The sequence below is a fragment of the Streptomyces sp. BBFR51 genome, assembly GCF_044591655.1.
In the GTDB taxonomy this organism is placed as follows: domain Bacteria; phylum Actinomycetota; class Actinomycetes; order Streptomycetales; family Streptomycetaceae; genus Streptomyces.
On the sequence record NZ_CP172448.1, the window covers coordinates 4,744,374 to 4,763,717 of the forward strand.

Genomic DNA, 19,344 nt, shown 5'->3' on the forward strand with positions numbered 1-19,344 from the left:
CGACCGCAACGGACCGGCACCCGCCAGGTATGGCAATCACCACAACGGCGAATAGGCACCCCGCAGCTCCCAACCCCCACCCCGTAACCTGACCCCCGTGGCAAAACCAAGGGACGTAGTCCGCATCCCGGACGCGAAGGTCGCCCTGTCGACGGCTTCCGTCTACCCGGAGTCGACGGCGACGGCCTTCGAGATCGCCGCGCGCCTCGGCTACGACGGCGTGGAGGTCATGGTCTGGACCGACCCGGTCAGCCAGGACATCGACGCGCTGCGCAGACTCAGCGACTACCACCGCATGCCGATACTGGCCGTGCACGCGCCCTGCCTGCTCATCACCCAGCGCGTCTGGTCCACCGACCCCTGGGTCAAGCTCCAGCGCGCCCGCGCCGCCGCCGAGAAGCTCGGCGCGTCCGCCGTCGTCGTGCACCCGCCGTTCCGCTGGCAGCGGCAGTACGCCCGCGACTTCGTCAACGGCATCTGGCGGATGGCGAACGAGACGGACGTCCGGTTCGCCGTCGAGAACATGTACCCCTGGCGCTACCGCGACCGCGAGATGCAGGCGTACGCCCCCGACTGGGACGTGACCAAGGACGACTACCGGCACTTCACGATCGACCTCAGCCACGCCGCCACCTCCCGCACCGACGCCCTCGACATGATCGACCGCATGAGCGACCGCCTCGGCCACGTCCACCTCGCCGACGGCAAGGGCTCCGCCAAGGACGAGCACCTCGTCCCCGGCCGCGGCAACCAGCCCTGCGCCGAGGTGCTGGAGCGCCTCGCGCACACCGGCTTCGACGGCCACGTCGTCGTCGAGGTCAACACCCGCCGCGCGATGTCAGGCGCCGAACGTGAGGCCGACCTCGCCGAGGCGCTGGCCTTCACCCGCCTGCACCTGGCGTCGGCGTCGTCGGCGTCGGCGCCCTCCGGGGCGCGGACGGACCGCCGGTGAGCGACGCCGGCGGGGCCACCCGTCGCCGCGGCCGCCCGCCCCGTACGGAATCCGCGGACACCCGCGACCGCATCCTCGCCACGGCACGCGAGGAGTTCTCCGAGCGCGGCTACGAGAAGACGTCGGTGCGCGGCATCGCCAAGACGGCGGGCGTGGACCCGGCGCTGGTGCACCACTACTTCGGCACCAAGGAGCAGGTCTTCGCGGCGGCGATCGAAGTCGCCTTCGCGCCCGCCCTCGGAGCCCCCGAGGCCATCGGCGACGGCCCCCTCGACGGGGTCGGCGAGCGGTTCACCCGCTTCATCTTCGGCCTCTGGGAGAACCCCACCACCCGCACCCCGCTGCTGGCCATCGTCCGCTCCGCCGTGAACAACGAGACGGCCGCCGCCGTCTTCCGCCGCCTGATCGCCGCCCAGCTGCTGCGCCGCGTCGCGGCCCAGCTGGACCTGCCGGACGCGGAGCTGCGCGCCGAGCTGGCGGCGGCGCAGCTGGTGGGGTGTGCGATGCTCCGGTACGTGATCAAGGTGGAGCCGCTGGCCTCGGCGGATCCGGAGCAGATCATCGCCCGCGTGGCACCGGTCGTACAGGGCCACCTCACCGGCCCCTGAGGGCACCCGCCGACGGCGTACGACGAGATGCTCGTCCCGCATTCCGGACACCCTGTCCCGACCCCTGGATGACCGGCGTACGCTCGACGGCAGTCATAACTCTCCGAAGGAGCGAGCGACGATGCCCGAACTGAGGTCCCGCACAGTCACCCACGGCCGCAACATGGCGGGCGCCCGCGCCCTTATGCGTGCCTCCGGTGTACCCGGCGCGGACATCGGGCGGAAGCCGATCATCGCCGTCGCCAACAGCTTCACGGAGTTCGTGCCCGGCCACACGCACCTCGCCCCGGTCGGCCGCATCGTCAGCGAGGCGGTCGTCGCGGCCGGCGGCATCCCGCGCGAGTTCAACACGATCGCCGTGGACGACGGCATCGCCATGGGCCACGGCGGCATGCTGTACTCCCTGCCCTCCCGCGACCTGATCGCGGACAGCGTGGAGTACATGGTCGAGGCCCACTGCGCCGACGCCCTGATCTGCATCTCCAACTGCGACAAGATCACCCCGGGCATGCTCAACGCCGCCCTGCGCCTGAACATCCCCACGGTCTTCGTCTCCGGCGGCCCGATGGAGTCCGGCCGCGCCACCCTGGTCGACGGCACGGTCCGCACGCTCGACCTGGTCGACGCGATGTCGGAGGCGGTCAACGACAAGATCTCCGACGCGGACATCCTCCGCATCGAGGAGAACGCCTGCCCCACCTGCGGCTCCTGTTCCGGCATGTTCACCGCCAACTCGATGAACTGCCTGACCGAGGCCATCGGCCTCTCCCTGCCCGGCAACGGCTCGGTCCTGGCCACCCACACCGCCCGCAAGGCGCTCTACGAGAACGCCGCGCGCACGGTCCTCGACCTGACCCGCCGCTACTACGAGCAGGACGACGACTCGGTCCTGCCCCGCAACATCGCCACCTCCGCGGCCTTCGAGAACGCCATGGCGCTGGACATCGCGATGGGCGGCTCCACCAACACGATCCTGCACCTGCTGGCCGCCGCCCAGGAGGCGGAGGTCTCCTACGGCCTCGCCGAGATGGACGCCCTCTCGCGCAGCGTCCCCTGCCTGGCCAAGGTCGCGCCCAACGTCGCCAAGGACCGCACGTACTACATGGAGGACGTGCACCGCGCCGGCGGCATCCCCGCCCTCCTCGGCGAACTGCACCGAGGCGGCCTGCTCAACGAGGACGTCCACTCCGTGCACAGCCCGTCCCTGGCCGACTGGCTGAAGACCTGGGACGTGCGCGGCGGCTCCCCCTCCAAGGAGGCGGTCGAGCTGTGGCACGCCGCTCCCGGGTGTGTGAGGTCGGCGGAGGCCTTCTCCCAGTCCGAGCGCTGGGACTCCCTGGACGAGGACGCCGAGGGCGGCTGCATCCGCTCCGTCGAGCACGCCTACTCCAAGGACGGCGGTCTCGCGGTCCTGCGCGGCAACCTGGCCGTCGACGGCTGTGTCGTGAAGACGGCGGGCGTCGACGAGTCGATCTGGACCTTCGAGGGCCCGGCGGTCGTCTGCGAGTCGCAGGAGGAGGCCGTCGAGAAGATCCTCACCCAGCAGGTCAAGGAGGGCGACGTCGTCGTCATCCGCTACGAGGGCCCCAAGGGCGGCCCCGGCATGCAGGAGATGCTCTACCCGACCTCGTACCTGAAGGGCCGCGGCCTCGGAAAGGCCTGCGCCCTGGTCACCGACGGCCGCTTCTCCGGCGGCACCTCGGGCCTGTCCATCGGCCACGCCTCGCCCGAGGCGGCGGCCGGCGGCACCATCGCCCTCGTCGAGGACGGCGACCGGGTCCGCATCGACATCCCGAACCGCTCCATCGAGCTGCTCGTGGACGACGCCGAGCTGACCCGCCGCGAGCAGGCACTGGGCGGCGTGTACGCCCCGAAGAAGCGCGACCGCAAGGTCTCCGCGGCCCTGAAGGCGTACGCCGCCATGGCGACCAGCGCCGACAAGGGCGCGGTCCGCGACGTGTCCAAGCTGGGCTGACCTCGCCGGGGCCCCGCTCACCAGGCGGCGGGGTCCCGCCCGTCCACGCCGAACACGGTCCCGTCGGGCGCCCCGGCGTAGACGTGCCCGCCCGCGAGCACGGGCTGGGGCAGCGACGCAGGGACGCGGTCGGAGTCGGCGCCCAGCCGCGGCCGGGTCTGCCCGAGGAGCCTGCCGCTGCGGGCGTCGACGCCCAGCAGCCGCCCGTCGGGAGCGGTGACGTACACGTGCCGGCCGTCGGACACCGGCGCCGAGCCCCGGCTGACGCCCGTCTCCAGCCGCCACGCCTGCTTCCCGGCCGCCATGTCGACGGCCACGAGCGAGCCGCCCGTCCCCGCGAGGTAGACGGTGTCCCCGTGCACGCCGACGGCCGCCGCCTCGACCGGCACCGGCAGGTCCACCCGGTGGGTCTCCCCGGTGGCGGGCGTGTAGCGGACCACGGCCTTCGCGTTGCCGTCGGTCGTTCCTTCGGGGACGAGGTACACGGACCCGTCCGCCGCCCCCTCGAGCGCCAGCGTGCCCTCCAGCTCCGCCTCCCACCGCACGTCCCCGCTCGCCGGGTCCACCGCGGTGACCCGGGTGCGGTTCCCGTCCGCGGACGGGCTCGCCGCGTACGCCGCCGGCCGCTTCTCCCCGGCGAACGAGGTGAAGTACGGCACGGACTGCCCGGGGATCCGGTGCGCCCACCGGGTCCGTCCCGAAGCGCTGTCCACGCCGGTGACCATCCCGTCGGCGCGGGTGAGCAGGAGCATGTCGCCGACGCACCGCATTCCGTCGTACGCGGGCATGTCCTCCTGCCACGCCGGCTCGCCCGTGGCGGGTTCGAGCGCCTCCAGCGGGCCCAGCAGACCGACCTCGGGCTGCACGAGCCCGCCCGACACGACCGGCGGTTCGCTCCGCACGGTCTCCTCGACGGCGTGCCGCCACAGGATGCCGCCGTCGGCCGGATCGACGGCGAAGACCAGGCCGGGCCGCGCGCACAGCAGCCGCCCCGCGGCGTACGAGCACTGGGGCATGCCACCGCCCTCGGCGGCGGGCGTCGCCTCCCACGCGCCGAAGCCGTCCGAAGCACTCCGGACGGCGCCCGCCTCCCGCGTCGGCGCGGCGCTGCCGCCGCCCCACACCTGGACCGAGGCCAACCCGCCGACCACGGCCAGGCAGAGCACGCCGGCCACCAACACCGTCCGTCGGCCGAGCCGACGCGCGGGCCGCTTCCCGACGGCGTCGGCGTCGGCGTCCGCTTCCGCGTCGGCCCCGGCCGCGCCCTTGGGCCGCGCGTCGTGCGTCTCCTCGGCCCCGTCGTCGCCCCGCGGCCGCTGCGCCGGTATGAACACCTGCGTGTCGTAGGCCGCCGCGACCGACCGCAGCTCCCGCATCAACTCGTCCGGCGTCGGCCGGTCCTCGGGTTCCTTGGCGAGGCACCGCAGCACCAGCGGCGCGAGCGACTCCGGTACGCCGGTCAGATCGGGCTCGTCGTGCACGACCTGGTAGGCGACGACGTACGGGCTGTCGGAGTCGAAGGGCCCGCGCCCGGTCGCGGCGTGCACCAGGAGCGACCCGAGCGCGAAGACGTCGGCCGCGGGCCCCACCTCCCGGGGCCGCCGGAATTGCTCAGGCGCCATGAACGGCGGCGTCCCGATCAACTTCCCGGTCTCGGTGCGCAGTTCGCTGTCCTTCGGCCGGGAGATGCCGAAGTCGATGACCTTGGGCCCGTCCTCGGCGAGCAGTACGTTGCTCGGTTTCAGGTCCCGGTGCACGACGCCGACCCGGTGGATGTCGCGCAGCGCCTCGGCGAGTCCGGCCATCAGCCGGCGCAACTGGGCCTCGTCCATCGGCCCGTTCCGCTTCACCTGTTCCGAGAGGGTCGGACCGGGGATGAACAGCGTGGCCATCCAGGGCCGGCCGGCCTCCGGATCGGCGTCGACGACCGGTGCCGTGAAGGCCCCGCTCACCCGCCGCGCCGCGGCCACCTCCTGCCGGAACCGGCCCCTGAACTCGGGGTCCTTGGCATACGTCGCATGCACGACCTTCACCGCGACACGCATCCCGGAGGTGCTGCGGGCCAGGTGCACCACGCCCATGCCGCCCGAGCCCAGGCACGACTCCAGACGGTAGTGACCGGCGTACTCCGGAAGTTCCGCTTCCGCGCCCGCTCCGGCATCCCGCTGCGGCGCCATGGAACCACCCCCGTGCTGTTCGTTCGCGCGAGCGACGTTCGGAGCCTAGTCGATGGGGCGTACGGGACAGAGGAGGCCTGCCGACCTCCGTGTGCGAGTTGCGAACTGGTGTTTTATGGCTTGTTCTTGGGGTATCAACGGCACCCCATGACAGTCGTGGGGTTCAACGGGGGAGGTTTCTTATGTCTGTCGACCAGGTCCAGGGCATCGGCGGCGGCGAGGACGAGAGCGCGACCCAAGCAGCGACCGAGGGGGCCAACGACGGGGCGGCCGAGGGGGCGGTGACCACGGTGGCCGCGGCCCTGCGTTCCTACCCGGTCGCGCCGGGCTACCGCCTGAACGTCCGCAGCGGCCCGGGCACCAACTACTCCGTGGTGCGGGTCCTGTCCGAGGGCGCCAAGGTCGCGATCAACTGCCAGCGCCCGGGGCAGTGGGTGGCGGGCCCCTACGGCACCTCGAACGTGTGGGACAACATCGGCAGCGGCCAGTACGTCTCCGACGCGTACATCCTCACCGGAAGCGACGGCTACGTGGCTCCTCGCTGCTGACCGTGTAACAGGGACGTCTTGGCGCTGTACCAGGGAGGTGCTGGGCGGAACGGGGTGCCGGAGGGGCGGGTCTTGATGATCAGAAACGCTCCGGCACCCCAACCGACACCGAGGAAAAAACGATGCGCGTTCGCAAGCTCACCCTCGTAGCCGTGGCCGTCGTCGCGGGCCTCTCGCTCACCGCCTGCCAGAACGACGACGGCGGCACGGCAGAGAGCGCCCCCTCGGCCGCCTCCACCGAGTCCTCCTCGAACGGCGGCTCGGAATCGACCGGCTCGGGCTCCGCCGGCTCGGACTCGGACCAGGGCGGCGGTACGGACTCCGCGGGCAATAGCCCCGACGGGCAGGGCACGGCCGCCGGGACCGGCTCCAACGAGGACGGCAAGGCCACCAAGTGCCGCACCGACGAGCTGGAGATCACGGCGATCGACAGCACCATCGGCGGCGACACCGAAGGCACCGTCGCGGTGGACCTGAAGAACGGCGGCGGCCGGGACTGCACGCTCGCCGGTCACGCGGGCGTCGACCTGAAGACCAGCGCGGGCACGCTGTCCGCGACGCGCACGGGTGAGCCGGCCGACACGGTCGTCCTCAAGGACGGCGAGACCGTCTCCTTCGGCATCGGCTACCCGATCAACGACTCCGGCGGCTCCGGCGTCCGCGTCACGGGCCTGGTCGTGACCCCGCCGGACGAGACGAAGTCGGTCACCCTCGACTGGCCGGGCGGCGCCACGCTGCCCGTCACGGACGGCTCCGGCTCCGCGGTGGAGGTCGGCCCGATCGGAAGCGCCGGCCAGGGCGGCTGACCCGCACCTCCCGCGGGGCGGGCCCGGCGCCATAATCGAGGCGTGAGCGCAGAGAACGGTAAGAACGGCATCCCGGACACACCCGCGGGCCCCCGCCCCGAACCCCTCCGGTTCTACGGCACGACCTGGGTGGACCACTCCAGCGGCTACGCCGCCCGCCGGGCCGGCCTCGCCGTCGGGTCCCTCGCCGCGGCGGCCGCCGCCTGCCTCGTGCTCCGCCTCGCCTACCAGGGCCTCCAGATCGCCGACATCGGCAGCTTCGTCTCGCTGCTGATGATCGTCATGTTCGCGATCTGCAGCGCCCTGGCCTTCCGCCACACCTGGACCGGCTTCACCAGCCGCCCCGACCCCGACCGCCAGGCCTCCATGCGCGGCCTGCTCGCCATCGGCTTCGTCGGCTCCCTCCTCGCCTACTTCTTCCGCACCCTCACGGAGGCCCCGGGCGAGAAGCTCCACCGCGAGGAGTACGAAAAGTCCCGCACGGACTACGAAAAGCGCACCACCCGCCGCTCAGGCAACCCCTCAAAGAAACGCCGCCACCGCTAGCACCCCCGAACGCCGGCCCGATCACCCACGGCGCCGCCCAACCACCCCCGAACGCCGGCCCGATCACCCACGGCGCCGCCCGCACGGCCCCGGGCGCGTCCCCGCAGGAGCCCGCGCGACCCCCGGGCCGCCGGGGGACCGGTCGCCGGGCGGACCGTCCGGCCTCACGGGCGATCGGCTGCGCAGGGTGCCTCGGCCGCTGGCCGATCCGGAGGCAGTCCGTACTTCAGTTCGCTGCGTATCTTGGCGGGTCACCGTGGCAGCTTGCGTGCCCTCTGGCCGGGGGGGCCGGGCGGACCGTCCGGCCTCACGGGCGACCGGCTCCGTAGGGTGCCTCGGCCGCTGGCCGGTCCCGGAGGCCGTCCGTACTGTGGCTCGCTGGTCACCTTGGCGCGTCACCGCGGCCGCCCGCGCGGCTCCCGCGGCACCTGCTGACCGTCTTCCCGGACGGAGTCGTCGAGGAGGCGTACGACGTCCACCTGCTGCTGGCGACGACCCCGGCGCCGCCGCACCTCCCAACGGCTTGACGTCATCGGCGCTTCGGGAGGAGTATTCATCGGATGATGAATTACCCCTCCCGGTCGTCCGGAGAACCCGGAGAACAGGGTGGCGACCCCGCCCCGCCCGCCGTCCGCGCCGAGGACCTCACCGTCGTACGCGGCCCCCGCACCGTCCTGCGCGGCCTCGGCTTCACCGTCCCGCGCGGCCGGATCACCGGTCTCCTCGGCCCCTCCGGCTGCGGCAAGTCGACCCTGATGCGAGCCGTCGTCGGCACCCAGGCCAAGGTCACCGGCACCCTGGACGTCCTCGGCCGCCCGGCCGGCCACCCCGCCCTGCGCACCCGCATCGGCTACGTCACCCAGGCGCCCTCCGTCTTCGACGACCTCACCGTCCGCCAGAACCTCGACTACTTCGCCGAGATCCTCGCCCCGGGCCGCGCCGCCTCCGACCGGCGCCGCGAGAACGTCATCCGGGTCATCGCCGACGTCGACCTCACCACCCACGCCGACTCCCTGGCCGGCAACCTCTCCGGCGGCCAGCGCAGCCGCGTCTCCCTGGCCGTGGCCCTGCTCGGCGCCCCCGAACTCCTGGTCCTCGACGAACCGACGGTCGGCCTCGACCCCGTCCTGCGCCGCGACCTGTGGACCCTCTTCCACTCCATCGCCGCCGACCGCGGCGCCACCCTCCTCGTCTCCTCCCACGTCATGGACGAGGCCGAGCGCTGCCACCGCCTGCTCCTGATGCGCGAGGGCGAGGTCCTCGCCGACGACACCCCCGACGCCCTGCGCACCCGCACCGACTCCGAGACGGTCGAGGAAGCCTTCCTGCACCTGGTCGACGAGGCGACCGCGGCGGCCCGCACGAAGGAGACCACCCGATGAGCACCCCGGCGGCCCCCAGCACCCCCACGGCACCACCCCCCGCCCCCACCCGCCCCCTGAGCCTCTCCCGCACCACGGCCACCGCGACCCGCGTCCTGCGCCAGCTCGGCCACGACCCGCGCACCATCGCCCTGCTGATGCTGATCCCCTGCGTGATGCTCTTCCTGCTGCGCTACGTCTTCGACGGCAGCCCGCGCACCTTCGACAACATCGGCGCCTCGCTCCTCGGCATCTTCCCCCTGATCACGATGTTCCTGGTGACCTCCATCGCGACCCTGCGCGAGCGCACCTCGGGCACCCTCGAACGCCTCCTCGCCATGCCGCTCGGCAAGGGCGACCTCATCGCCGGCTACGCCCTCGCCTTCGGGGCCCTCGCCATCGTCCAGTCGGCCCTCGCGACCGGCCTCGCGGTCTGGTTCCTCGGCCTGGACGTGACGGGCAGCCCCTGGCTCCTGCTCCTGGTCGCGCTGCTCGACGCCCTCCTCGGCACCGCCCTCGGCCTCTTCGTCTCGGCCTTCGCGGCCTCCGAGTTCCAGGCGGTGCAGTTCATGCCGGCCGTGATCTTCCCCCAGCTCCTGCTCTGCGGCCTCTTCACCCCGCGCGACAAGATGCACCCGGCCCTGGAGGCCATCTCCGACGTCCTGCCCATGTCCTACGCGGTCGACGGCATGAACGAGGTCCTGCGCCACACCGACATGACCGCCACCTTCGTACGCGATGCCCTGATCGTCGCCGGCTGCGCCCTCCTGGTCCTGACCCTGGGCGCGGCCACGCTGAAACGCCGAACGGCATAGTCAGCCCGTCCGGCGCCTGAGGACGAGGCCGTCCAGGCCGAATAAAAGGGGGGTCTGGGGGCGCAGCCCCCAGGGACGGGAACGGGAAGGGGCGGCGGGGGCGAAACCCATTGACGGCACCCCCACCAACGTCCCGCGGACTGGACCCCACCCCCCACCCACCCCCACGAATGCGAGGATGACGACGACGGACGACGCACCACGCACCACGCACCCAAGAACAGCCAGGGCACCGGAGGGCACCAAAACCCATGACCCAGAAAGTCGCAGTCCTCGGCACCGGCAAGATCGGCGAAGCCCTCCTCAGCGGCATGATCGGAGCCGGCTGGGCCCCCGCCGACCTCCTGGTCACCGCCCGCCGCCGGGAACGCGCCGACGAACTCCGCACCCGCCACGGCGTCACCCCGGTCACCAACGCCGAGGCCGCCAAGAACGCCGACACCCTGATCCTCACGGTCAAGCCGCAGGACATGGGCACCCTCCTCGACGAACTCGCCCCGCACGTCCCCGCCGACCGCCTGGTCATCAGCGGCGCGGCGGGCATCCCGACCTCCTTCTTCGAGGAACGACTCGCCCCCGGCACCCCGGTGGTCCGCGTCATGACGAACACCCCGGCCCTCGTCGACGAGGCCATGTCCGTGATCTCGGCCGGCACCCACGCGACCGCCGCCCACCTGACCCACACCGAGGAGATCTTCGGCGCCGTCGGCAAGACCCTCCGCGTCCCCGAGTCCCAGCAGGACGCCTGCACCGCCCTCTCCGGATCGGGACCGGCGTACTTCTTCTACCTGGTCGAAGCCATGACCGACGCCGGCATCCTCCTCGGCCTGCCCCGCGACAAGGCCCACGACCTGATCGTCCAGTCCGCGATCGGCGCGGCGAAGATGCTCCGCGACAGCGGCGAACACCCGGTCAAGCTCCGCGAGAACGTCACGTCCCCCGCCGGCACCACCATCAACGCCATCCGCGAACTCGAGAACCACGGCGTCCGGGCCGCCCTCATCGCCGCCCTCGAGGCAGCCCGCGACCGCAGCCGCGAACTGGCCTCCGGCACCAAGGACTGACGACTGGGGGGCGAGCCCTCACACCCGAGCCCTCCCACCCGAGGGCTCACTTCGCCGCGTTCAGAACGTCCCCCGTCGTCACCACCTCGGCGAACCCGCCCCCGTGCAGCGACACCGCCGACGCCCGCGCCAGCTCCTCCGCGCTCTGCCGCCAGCCGAAGGGCCCCTCCAGACCGAAGGTGTACGTCGCGTCGAACGCGACCACGACCTCGTACCCGAGGTTCCCGCCCATCCGTGCCGTCGTCTCGACGCACATGTTCGTCTGGATTCCGGCCAGCACGATCTGCGAGACCCCGGCCGCCCGCAGCCAGTCACCCAGGTCCGGCGCCCCGAGGAACGCCGAGTTCACGCTCTTCGTGACCAGCAGCTCGGCCCCGCCCCCCTTCCCGCGCCGCCGCTCCACGTACTCCTTGAACCCGTTCCCCTCGTACCCCGCCCGCAACGGCGACCCCGCCTTCACCGAGTCGTGCCGCACGAAGACGACCGGCCGCCCCGTCGACTGCCATACGTCGATGAGGGCGGCGATGTTGTCGTCGGCCGCCGGGTTGTTGCGCGTACCCCAGAAGTCCAGCTCCTCGAAGCCCCTCTGCACGTCCACGACCACCAGTGCTGCGTTCTGCGCGATGTCCATGCCCCGATCGTGCCGCCGGGCACCACCAGGACCCAGGGGTCCATAAGCCAGCGATCGATGATTTACTGCCACCCATGGCAGCTCCTCCGGCAGCCCCTTACCGCGTCGCCCTCGTCGCCTTCCCCGGCATCCGCGCCTTCGACGTCTCCGTCATCACCGAGGTCTGGGGCACCGACCGCACCGACCGCGGCGCCCCCGCCTTCGACCTGCGCCGCGTCGCCACCGACGGCACCACCGACGTGCCGATGCGCGGCGGCCTCGCCCTCCACCCCGACCGCGCCCTCGACTGGCTGGCCGACGCCGACCTCGTCGTGGTCCCCGGCCTGGACGACCACCTCACCCCGGCACCGGCCCCGGTCCTCGACGCCCTCCGGCGCGCCCACGCCCGCGGCACCACCGTCGCCGCCCTGTGCGGAGGCGCCTTCACCCTCGCCCAGGCCGGCCTGCTCGACGGCCGCCGCGCCATCACCCACTGGCGGCTGATCGACCTCCTGCGGACCCACCACCCCCAGGTCACCGTCGTCCCCGACGCCCTCTTCATCGAGGACGACAACATCTGGACCGCCGCCGGCACGGCAGCCGGCATCGACCTGTGCCTCCACCTGGTCCGCCTGGCCCACGGCGCCGAGGCCGCCGCCACCATCGCCCGCTCGATGGTCACCGCGCCCTTCCGCACCGGCACCCAGGCCCAGTTCATCGAGCACCCCACGCCGCACGCCGACCGCGACGCCGACGCCCTCGCCGCCGTCCGCGAACACGCCCTGCGTCACCTCGACGAGCCCCTCACCGTGGCCGACCTGGCCGACCGCGCCGGCATGTCCCCGCGCTCCTTCGCCCGCCACTTCACCGCGGCCACCGGAACCACCCCGCTCCGCTGGCTTCTGGACCAGCGCGTCGCCGCGGCCCAGAAGCTCCTCGAACGCACCGACCTGCCCATGCCCGAGGTCGCCCGCCGGGCCGGCTTCGGCAGCGAGGTCACCATGCGCCAGCACTTCGCATCGCGCCTCGCCACCAGCCCCCGCGCCTACCGGTCCGCGTTCACCGGAGGCAGCAACCCGATGGCCCGATAGGCGGCGTCCACCGTCGGCCGCGCCATCGCCCGCGCCATCCCGGCCCCCTCCCGGAGCACGCCCTCCACATACCCGGGATCCGCGCACAGCTCCTTGTGCCGCTTCTGCACGGGCCGCAGCACCTCGACGACCGCCTCCGCGGTGTCCTTCTTCAACGCGCCGTACGAGTCGTACGCCCCCGCCAGCTCCGCCGGGTCGCCGCCCGTGCAGGCGCCGAGGATCTCCAGCAGATTCGCGAGCCCCGGCCGCTCCGCCCGGTCGTACACGACCTCGCGCCCACTGTCGGTCACGGCCCGCATGACCTTCTTCCGCGCCACGTCGGGCTCGTCCAGCAGATAGACGATCCCGGGCCCGACGTCGTCGCTCTTCCCCATCTTCGACTCGGGTTCCTGCAGATTCATCACCCGGGCCGCCACCGCCGGACTGGTGGCCCGCGGCACCACGAACGTGTGCCCGTACCGCTGGTTGAACCGCACCGCGAGATCCCGCGCCAGCTCCACATGCTGCGTCTGGTCGTGCCCGACCGGCACCTCGTCGGTCCCGTACGCCAGGATGTCGGCCGCCATCAGCACGGGATACGTCAGCAGCGACAACCGCACACTCCCGCCCCGCTCCCGCTCCCGCGCGGCCTTCTCCTTGTACTGGATCATCCGCCGCATCTCCCCGTCCGTCGCGACGCACTCCAGTACGTACGACAGCCGGGCGTGCTCGTCCACGTGGCTCTGCACGAACACCGTGCACGACTCCGGATCCAGCCCCGCCGCCAACAGCAGCGAGGCCGCCTGACGGCTCAGTCTGCGCACCCGCGCCGGATCATGGTCCACGGTCAGTGCGTGCAGGTCGACGACGCAGAACAGCGCGTCCGACCGGTGTTGGTCCTCCACGGCCCACCGCCGCATGGCTCCCAGATAGTTCCCCAGCGTCAGATGCCCGGTCGGCTTGACCCCACTGAAGACCCGCGTCATCTCTCTACCTCCTGGTCGGGGCCGCCGCCACCGGCCGGCCGCCCCTCCTGGAGGGAGATACGAAAACGGCCGCCGAAGCGGCGGCCGTTGAGTGCATACGTGCGTACGGCCGCCGTCAGGCGGCCCACCAGAGCTGAGTACACGTACGCGTCATCACGCCTCCCACACTACGCCCGCGGAGGCCGCCCGTCCCGGGATTTGACACGCCCCTGCCGCGCTCGTAGTGTTCTCCGAGTTGTCCGACGTGAGCGCCGACTCCGGTCGGTCCCCGGACAGCGATTCCGCGAGTACCAACCACTCTTCGACGAACAGTCGCGTTGTCGGCGTCGTCTTCCTGTCGGTGCGTGTATTCACGGAATGAGGAATCCACGTTCGAAAGAACGCGGCCCCCCGATTAGCTCGGGAGCCGGGACTCCGCTAGAGTCTCACTTCGTCGAAACGGCCCAACGGCCGTGGAGACAACCCCTTCTGACGGGGAATCAGAGTCCGAAAGGATCTGATAGAGTCGGAGTCGCCGGAAAGGGAAACGCGAAAGCGGGAACCTGGAAAGCACCGAGGAAATCGGGTCGGAAAGATCTGATAGAGTCGGAAACGCAAGACCGAAGGGAAGCGCCCGGAGGAAAGCCCGAGAGGGTGAGTACAAAGGAAGCGTCCGTTCCTTGAGAACTCAACAGCGTGCCAAAAGTCAACGCCAGATATGTTGATACCCCGACCTGATCGGTTCTTCTGATCGGGTTGAGGTTCCTTTGAAGTAACACAACAGCGAGGACGCTGTGAACGGTCGGATTATTCCTCCGACTGTTCCGCTCCCGTGATGTAAAGCATTCACGGAGAGTTTGATCCTGGCTCAGGACGAACGCTGGCGGCGTGCTTAACACATGCAAGTCGAACGATGAACCACTTCGGTGGGGATTAGTGGCGAACGGGTGAGTAACACGTGGGCAATCTGCCCTGCACTCTGGGACAAGCCCTGGAAACGGGGTCTAATACCGGATACTGACCCTCGTGGGCATCTGCGAGGTTCGAAAGCTCCGGCGGTGCAGGATGAGCCCGCGGCCTATCAGCTTGTTGGTGAGGTAATGGCTCACCAAGGCGACGACGGGTAGCCGGCCTGAGAGGGCGACCGGCCACACTGGGACTGAGACACGGCCCAGACTCCTACGGGAGGCAGCAGTGGGGAATATTGCACAATGGGCGAAAGCCTGATGCAGCGACGCCGCGTGAGGGATGACGGCCTTCGGGTTGTAAACCTCTTTCAGCAGGGAAGAAGCGAAAGTGACGGTACCTGCAGAAGAAGCGCCGGCTAACTACGTGCCAGCAGCCGCGGTAATACGTAGGGCGCAAGCGTTGTCCGGAATTATTGGGCGTAAAGAGCTCGTAGGCGGCTTGTCACGTCGGTTGTGAAAGCCCGGGGCTTAACCCCGGGTCTGCAGTCGATACGGGCAGGCTAGAGTTCGGTAGGGGAGATCGGAATTCCTGGTGTAGCGGTGAAATGCGCAGATATCAGGAGGAACACCGGTGGCGAAGGCGGATCTCTGGGCCGATACTGACGCTGAGGAGCGAAAGCGTGGGGAGCGAACAGGATTAGATACCCTGGTAGTCCACGCCGTAAACGGTGGGCACTAGGTGTGGGCAACATTCCACGTTGTCCGTGCCGCAGCTAACGCATTAAGTGCCCCGCCTGGGGAGTACGGCCGCAAGGCTAAAACTCAAAGGAATTGACGGGGGCCCGCACAAGCGGCGGAGCATGTGGCTTAATTCGACGCAACGCGAAGAACCTTACCAAGGCTTGACATACACCGGAAACGTCTGGAGACAGGCGCCCCCTTGTGGTCGGTGTACAGGTGGTGCATGGCTGTCGTCAGCTCGTGTCGTGAGATGTTGGGTTAAGTCCCGCAACGAGCGCAACCCTTGTCCCGTGTTGCCAGCAAGCCCTTCGGGGTGTTGGGGACTCACGGGAGACCGCCGGGGTCAACTCGGAGGAAGGTGGGGACGACGTCAAGTCATCATGCCCCTTATGTCTTGGGCTGCACACGTGCTACAATGGCCGGTACAATGAGCTGCGATACCGCAAGGTGGAGCGAATCTCAAAAAGCCGGTCTCAGTTCGGATTGGGGTCTGCAACTCGACCCCATGAAGTCGGAGTCGCTAGTAATCGCAGATCAGCATTGCTGCGGTGAATACGTTCCCGGGCCTTGTACACACCGCCCGTCACGTCACGAAAGTCGGTAACACCCGAAGCCGGTGGCCCAACCCCTTGTGGGAGGGAGCTGTCGAAGGTGGGACTGGCGATTGGGACGAAGTCGTAACAAGGTAGCCGTACCGGAAGGTGCGGCTGGATCACCTCCTTTCTAAGGAGCAATAGCCGACTGCAGGCAAATGTCCTGCACGGTTGCTCATGGGTGGAACGTTGACTACTCGGCACGATCGACTTGAAGGATCACTAGTACTGCTTCGGCGTGGAACGTGGTTTCTGAGAGGGATCGGGTCGGGCACGCTGTTGGGTGTCTGAGGGTACGGCCGTAAGGCCTTGTCTTCAGTTGCCGGCCCCAGTGAACTTGCCTGTGAGGGCAGGGTGATGGGTGGTTGGTCGTTGTTTGAGAACTGCACAGTGGACGCGAGCATCTGTGGCCAAGTTTTTAAGGGCGCACGGTGGATGCCTTGGCACCAGGAACCGATGAAGGACGTGGGAGGCCACGATAGTCCCCGGGGAGTCGTCAACCAGGCTTTGATCCGGGGGTTTCCGAATGGGGAAACCCGGCAGTCGTCATGGGCTGTCACCCGCTGCTGAACACATAGGCAGTGTGGAGGGAACGCGGGGAAGTGAAACATCTCAGTACCCGCAGGAAGAGAAAACAACCGTGATTCCGGGAGTAGTGGCGAGCGAAACCGGATGAGGCCAAACCGTATACGTGTGAGACCCGGCAGGGGTTGCGTGTGCGGGGTTGTGGGATCTCTCTTCTGTTGTCTGCCGGCAACAGGACGAGTCAGAAACCGTTGATGTAGGCGAAGGACATGCGAAAGGTCCGGCGTAGAGGGTAAGACCCCCGTAGTCGAAACATCAGCGGCTCGTTTGAGAGACACCCAAGTAGCACGGGGCCCGAGAAATCCCGTGTGAATCTGGCGGGACCACCCGCTAAGCCTAAATATTCCCTGGTGACCGATAGCGGATAGTACCGTGAGGGAATGGTGAAAAGTACCGCGGGAGCGGAGTGAAATAGTACCTGAAACCGTGTGCCTACAAGCCGTGGGAGCGTCGGACGGAGAGCTTGCTCTTCGTCTCGTGACTGCGTGCCTTTTGAAGAATGAGCCTGCGAGTTTGCGGTGTGTTGCGAGGTTAACCCGGGTGGGGAAGCCGTAGCGAAAGCGAGTCCTAATAGGGCGTTTGAGTAGCACGCTCAAGACCCGAAGCGGAGTGATCTAGCCATGGGCAGGTTGAAGCGGCTGTAAGAGGTCGTGGAGGACCGAACCCACCAGGGTTGAAAACCTGGGGGATGACCTGTGGTTAGGGGTGAAAGGCCAATCAAACTCCGTGATAGCTGGTTCTCCCCGAAATGCATTTAGGTGCAGCGTCGTGTGTTTCTTGCCGGAGGTAGAGCACTGGATAGGCGATGGGCCCTACCGGGTTACTGACCTTAGCCAAACTCCGAATGCCGGTAAGTGAGAGCGCGGCAGTGAGACTGTGGGGGATAAGCTCCATGGTCGAGAGGGAAACAGCCCAGAGCATCGACTAAGGCCCCTAAGCGTACGCTAAGTGGGAAAGGATGTGGAGTCGCACAGACAACCAGGAGGTTGGCTTAGAAGCAGCCACCCTTGAAAGAGTGCGTAATAGCTCACTGGTCTAGTGATTCCGCGCCGACAATGTAGCGGGGCTCAAGCGTACCGCCGAAGTCGTGTCATTGCAGCAATACGGCCAACGCCGGCTGTGATGGGTAGGGGAGCGTCGTGTGCCGGGTGAAGCAGCCGCGGAAGCGAGTTGTGGACGGTTCACGAGTGAGAATGCAGGCATGAGTAGCGATACAAACGTGAGAAACGTTTGCGCCGATTGACTAAGGGTTCCTGGGTCAAGCTGATCTGCCCAGGGTAAGTCGGGACCTAAGGCGAGGCCGACAGGCGTAGTCGATGGATAACCGGTTGATATTCCGGTACCCGCTGTGAAGCGTCAAACATCGAACCAGGCGATGCTAAGTCCGTGAAGCCGTTCCGGACCCTTCGGGGAATGGAAAGTGGTGGAGCCGGCGAACCAGACTTGCAGTAGGTGAGTGATGGGGTGACGCAGGAAGGTAGTCCATCCCGGGCGGTGGTTGTCCCGGGGTAAGGGTGTAGGCCGTGCGGTAGGTAAATCCGTCGCACACAAGGCTGAGACCTGATGCCGAGCCGATTGTGGTGAAGTGGATGATCCTATGCTGTCGAGAAAAGCCTCTAGCGAGTTTCATGGCGGCCCGTACCCTAAACCGACTCAGGTGGTCAGGTAGAGAATACCGAGGCGTTCGGGTGAACTATGGTTAAGGAACTCGGCAAAATGCCCCCGTAACTTCGGGAGAAGGGGGGCCACACCCGGTGACCGGATTTACTCCGTGAGCTGGGGGTGGCCGCAGAGACCAGCGAGAAGCGACTGTTTACTAAAAACACAGGTCCGTGCGAAGCCGTAAGGCGATGTATACGGACTGACGCCTGCCCGGTGCTGGAACGTTAAGGGGACCGGTTAGTCACATTTCGGTGTGGCGAAGCTGAGAACTTAAGCGCCAGTAAACGGCGGTGGTAACTATAACCATCCTAAGGTAGCGAAATTCCTTGTCGGGTAAGTTCCGACCTGCACGAATGGCGTAACGACTTCTCGACTGTCTCAACCATAGGCCCGGTGAAATTGCACTACGAGTAAAGATGCTCGTTTCGCGCAGCAGGACGGAAAGACCCCGGGACCTTTACTACAGTTTGATATTGGTGTTCGGTTCGGCTTGTGTAGGATAGCTGGGAGACTTTGAAGCTCGCACGCCAGTGTGGGTGGAGTCGTCGTTGAAATACCAGTCTGGTCGTGCTGGATGTCTAACCTGGGTCCGTGATCCGGATCAGGGACAGTGTCTGATGGGTAGTTTAACTGGGGCGGTTGCCTCCTAAAGAGTAACGGAGGCGCCCAAAGGTTCCCTCAGCCTGGTTGGCAATCAGGTGTTGAGTGTAAGTGCACAAGGGAGCTTGACTGTGAGACCGACGGGTCGAGCAGGGACGAAAGTCGGGACTAGTGATCCGGCGGTGGCTTGTGGAAGCGCCGTCGCTCAACGGATAAAAGGTACCCCGGGGATAACAGGCTGATCTTCCCCAAGAGTCCATATCGACGGGATGGTTTGGCACCTCGATGTCGGCTCGTCGCATCCTGGGGCTGGAGTCGGTCCCAAGGGTTGGGCTGTTCGCCCATTAAAGCGGTACGCGAGCTGGGTTTAGAACGTCGTGAGACAGTTCGGTCCCTATCCGCTGTGCGCGTAGGAGTCTTGAGAAGGGCTGTCCCTAGTACGAGAGGACCGGGACGGACGAACCTCTGGTGTGCCAGTTGTCCTGCCAAGGGCATGGCTGGTTGGCTACGTTCGGGAGGGATAACCGCTGAAAGCATCTAAGCGGGAAGCCTGCTTCGAGATGAGGACTCCCACCCCCTTTGAGGGGTTAAGGCTCCCAGTAGACGACTGGGTTGATAGGCCGGATCTGGAAGCACCGTGAGGTGTGGAGGTGACCGGTACTAATAGGCCGAGGGCTTGTCCTCAGTTGCTCGCGTCCACTGTGTTGGTTCTGAAACCACGAACAATCAGACCGTGTTGGTTACCGGTTGGTTGTCTG

The 19,344-nt window shown here is 68.2% G+C and carries 13 protein-coding genes and 2 rRNA genes; 12 read left to right on the forward strand and 3 right to left on the reverse strand.

The genetic code is table 11. From position 1 onward, the window contains the following. Positions 1-97: 97 nt before the first annotated feature. From ACGH7X_RS21720 to ilvD, 3 genes are all read left to right on the forward strand, one after another. Positions 98-952: a sugar phosphate isomerase/epimerase family protein gene (locus ACGH7X_RS21720; RefSeq protein WP_399887062.1), complete on the forward strand. Its 855-nt coding sequence runs from the start codon at positions 98-100 to the stop codon at positions 950-952. Next, positions 949-1,560 carry a TetR family transcriptional regulator gene (locus tag ACGH7X_RS21725; RefSeq protein WP_399887063.1) on the forward strand — a complete coding sequence of 204 codons (612 nt, stop codon included), beginning with the start codon at positions 949-951 and terminating at the stop codon, positions 1,558-1,560. The genes ACGH7X_RS21720 and ACGH7X_RS21725 overlap by 4 nt, the downstream gene beginning before the upstream one ends. 121 nt (positions 1,561-1,681) lie before the next feature. Continuing rightward, positions 1,682-3,535: a dihydroxy-acid dehydratase gene (ilvD, locus tag ACGH7X_RS21730; RefSeq protein ID WP_399887064.1), complete on the forward strand. Its 1,854-nt coding sequence runs from the start codon at positions 1,682-1,684 to the stop codon at positions 3,533-3,535. 17 nt (positions 3,536-3,552) lie between these two features. Here the strand turns inward: ilvD and ACGH7X_RS21735 are convergent, their stop codons facing one another. Further along, complete coding sequence (locus ACGH7X_RS21735; RefSeq protein ID WP_399887065.1) at positions 3,553-5,712, reverse strand: PQQ-binding-like beta-propeller repeat protein; 2,160 nt, start codon at positions 5,710-5,712, stop codon at positions 3,553-3,555. Between the two features lie 182 nt (positions 5,713-5,894). Between ACGH7X_RS21735 and ACGH7X_RS21740 the strand changes: the two genes are divergently transcribed. The 6 genes from ACGH7X_RS21740 to proC all read left to right on the forward strand — a co-directional run bounded on the left by ACGH7X_RS21740 (position 5,895) and on the right by proC (position 10,852). Further along, on the forward strand, positions 5,895-6,260 hold the full coding sequence (locus ACGH7X_RS21740; RefSeq protein WP_399887066.1) for an SH3 domain-containing protein: 366 nt from the start codon (positions 5,895-5,897) through the stop codon (positions 6,258-6,260). A gap of 122 nt (positions 6,261-6,382) precedes the next feature. After that, positions 6,383-7,066, forward strand: a complete 684-nt coding sequence (locus ACGH7X_RS21745) for a DUF4232 domain-containing protein (protein ID WP_399887067.1) — start codon at positions 6,383-6,385, stop codon at positions 7,064-7,066. Between the two features lie 42 nt (positions 7,067-7,108). After that, positions 7,109-7,612, forward strand: a complete 504-nt coding sequence (locus ACGH7X_RS21750) for an EamA/RhaT family transporter (RefSeq protein ID WP_399887068.1) — start codon at positions 7,109-7,111, stop codon at positions 7,610-7,612. Between the two features lie 560 nt (positions 7,613-8,172). Then, a complete protein-coding gene (locus tag ACGH7X_RS21755; protein ID WP_399887069.1) occupies positions 8,173-8,994 on the forward strand; it encodes an ABC transporter ATP-binding protein in 822 nt (273 codons plus the stop codon). Continuing rightward, positions 8,991-9,788 (forward strand): ABC transporter permease, encoded by a 798-nt coding sequence (locus ACGH7X_RS21760; protein WP_399887070.1) that lies wholly within the window; start codon positions 8,991-8,993, stop codon positions 9,786-9,788. Before ACGH7X_RS21755 ends, ACGH7X_RS21760 begins: the two co-directional genes overlap by 4 nt. 251 nt (positions 9,789-10,039) lie before the next feature. Beyond that, positions 10,040-10,852: a pyrroline-5-carboxylate reductase gene (proC, locus tag ACGH7X_RS21765; RefSeq protein ID WP_399887071.1), complete on the forward strand. Its 813-nt coding sequence runs from the start codon at positions 10,040-10,042 to the stop codon at positions 10,850-10,852. Positions 10,853-10,898: 46 nt separating this feature from the next. Here the strand turns inward: proC and ACGH7X_RS21770 are convergent, their stop codons facing one another. After that, a complete protein-coding gene (locus ACGH7X_RS21770; RefSeq protein WP_399887072.1) occupies positions 10,899-11,483 on the reverse strand; it encodes a cysteine hydrolase family protein in 585 nt (194 codons plus the stop codon). A gap of 74 nt (positions 11,484-11,557) precedes the next feature. On the opposite strand from ACGH7X_RS21770, the gene ACGH7X_RS21775 reads away from it, so the two are divergent. Then, a complete protein-coding gene (locus ACGH7X_RS21775) occupies positions 11,558-12,553 on the forward strand; it encodes a GlxA family transcriptional regulator (protein ID WP_399887073.1) in 996 nt (331 codons plus the stop codon). On the opposite strand, the gene trpS is transcribed toward ACGH7X_RS21775, so the two are convergent. Beyond that, the gene (trpS, locus tag ACGH7X_RS21780) at positions 12,508-13,518 is read right to left on the reverse strand and encodes a tryptophan--tRNA ligase (protein ID WP_399887074.1); all 1,011 of its coding nucleotides are present in this window, start codon (positions 13,516-13,518) and stop codon (positions 12,508-12,510) included. The two genes, ACGH7X_RS21775 and trpS, sit on opposite strands and share 46 nt — an antisense overlap. Before the next feature lie 824 nt (positions 13,519-14,342). Here trpS and ACGH7X_RS21785 point away from each other — a divergent pair. Both ACGH7X_RS21785 and ACGH7X_RS21790 read left to right on the forward strand, forming a co-directional pair. Next, positions 14,343-15,869, forward strand: a 16S ribosomal RNA gene (locus ACGH7X_RS21785). Positions 15,870-16,147: 278 nt separating this feature from the next. Beyond that, positions 16,148-19,270: ribosomal RNA gene (locus ACGH7X_RS21790) — 23S ribosomal RNA — on the forward strand. The 16S and 23S rRNA genes sit together here, the layout of an rRNA operon. Positions 19,271-19,344: the final 74 nt, after the last annotated feature.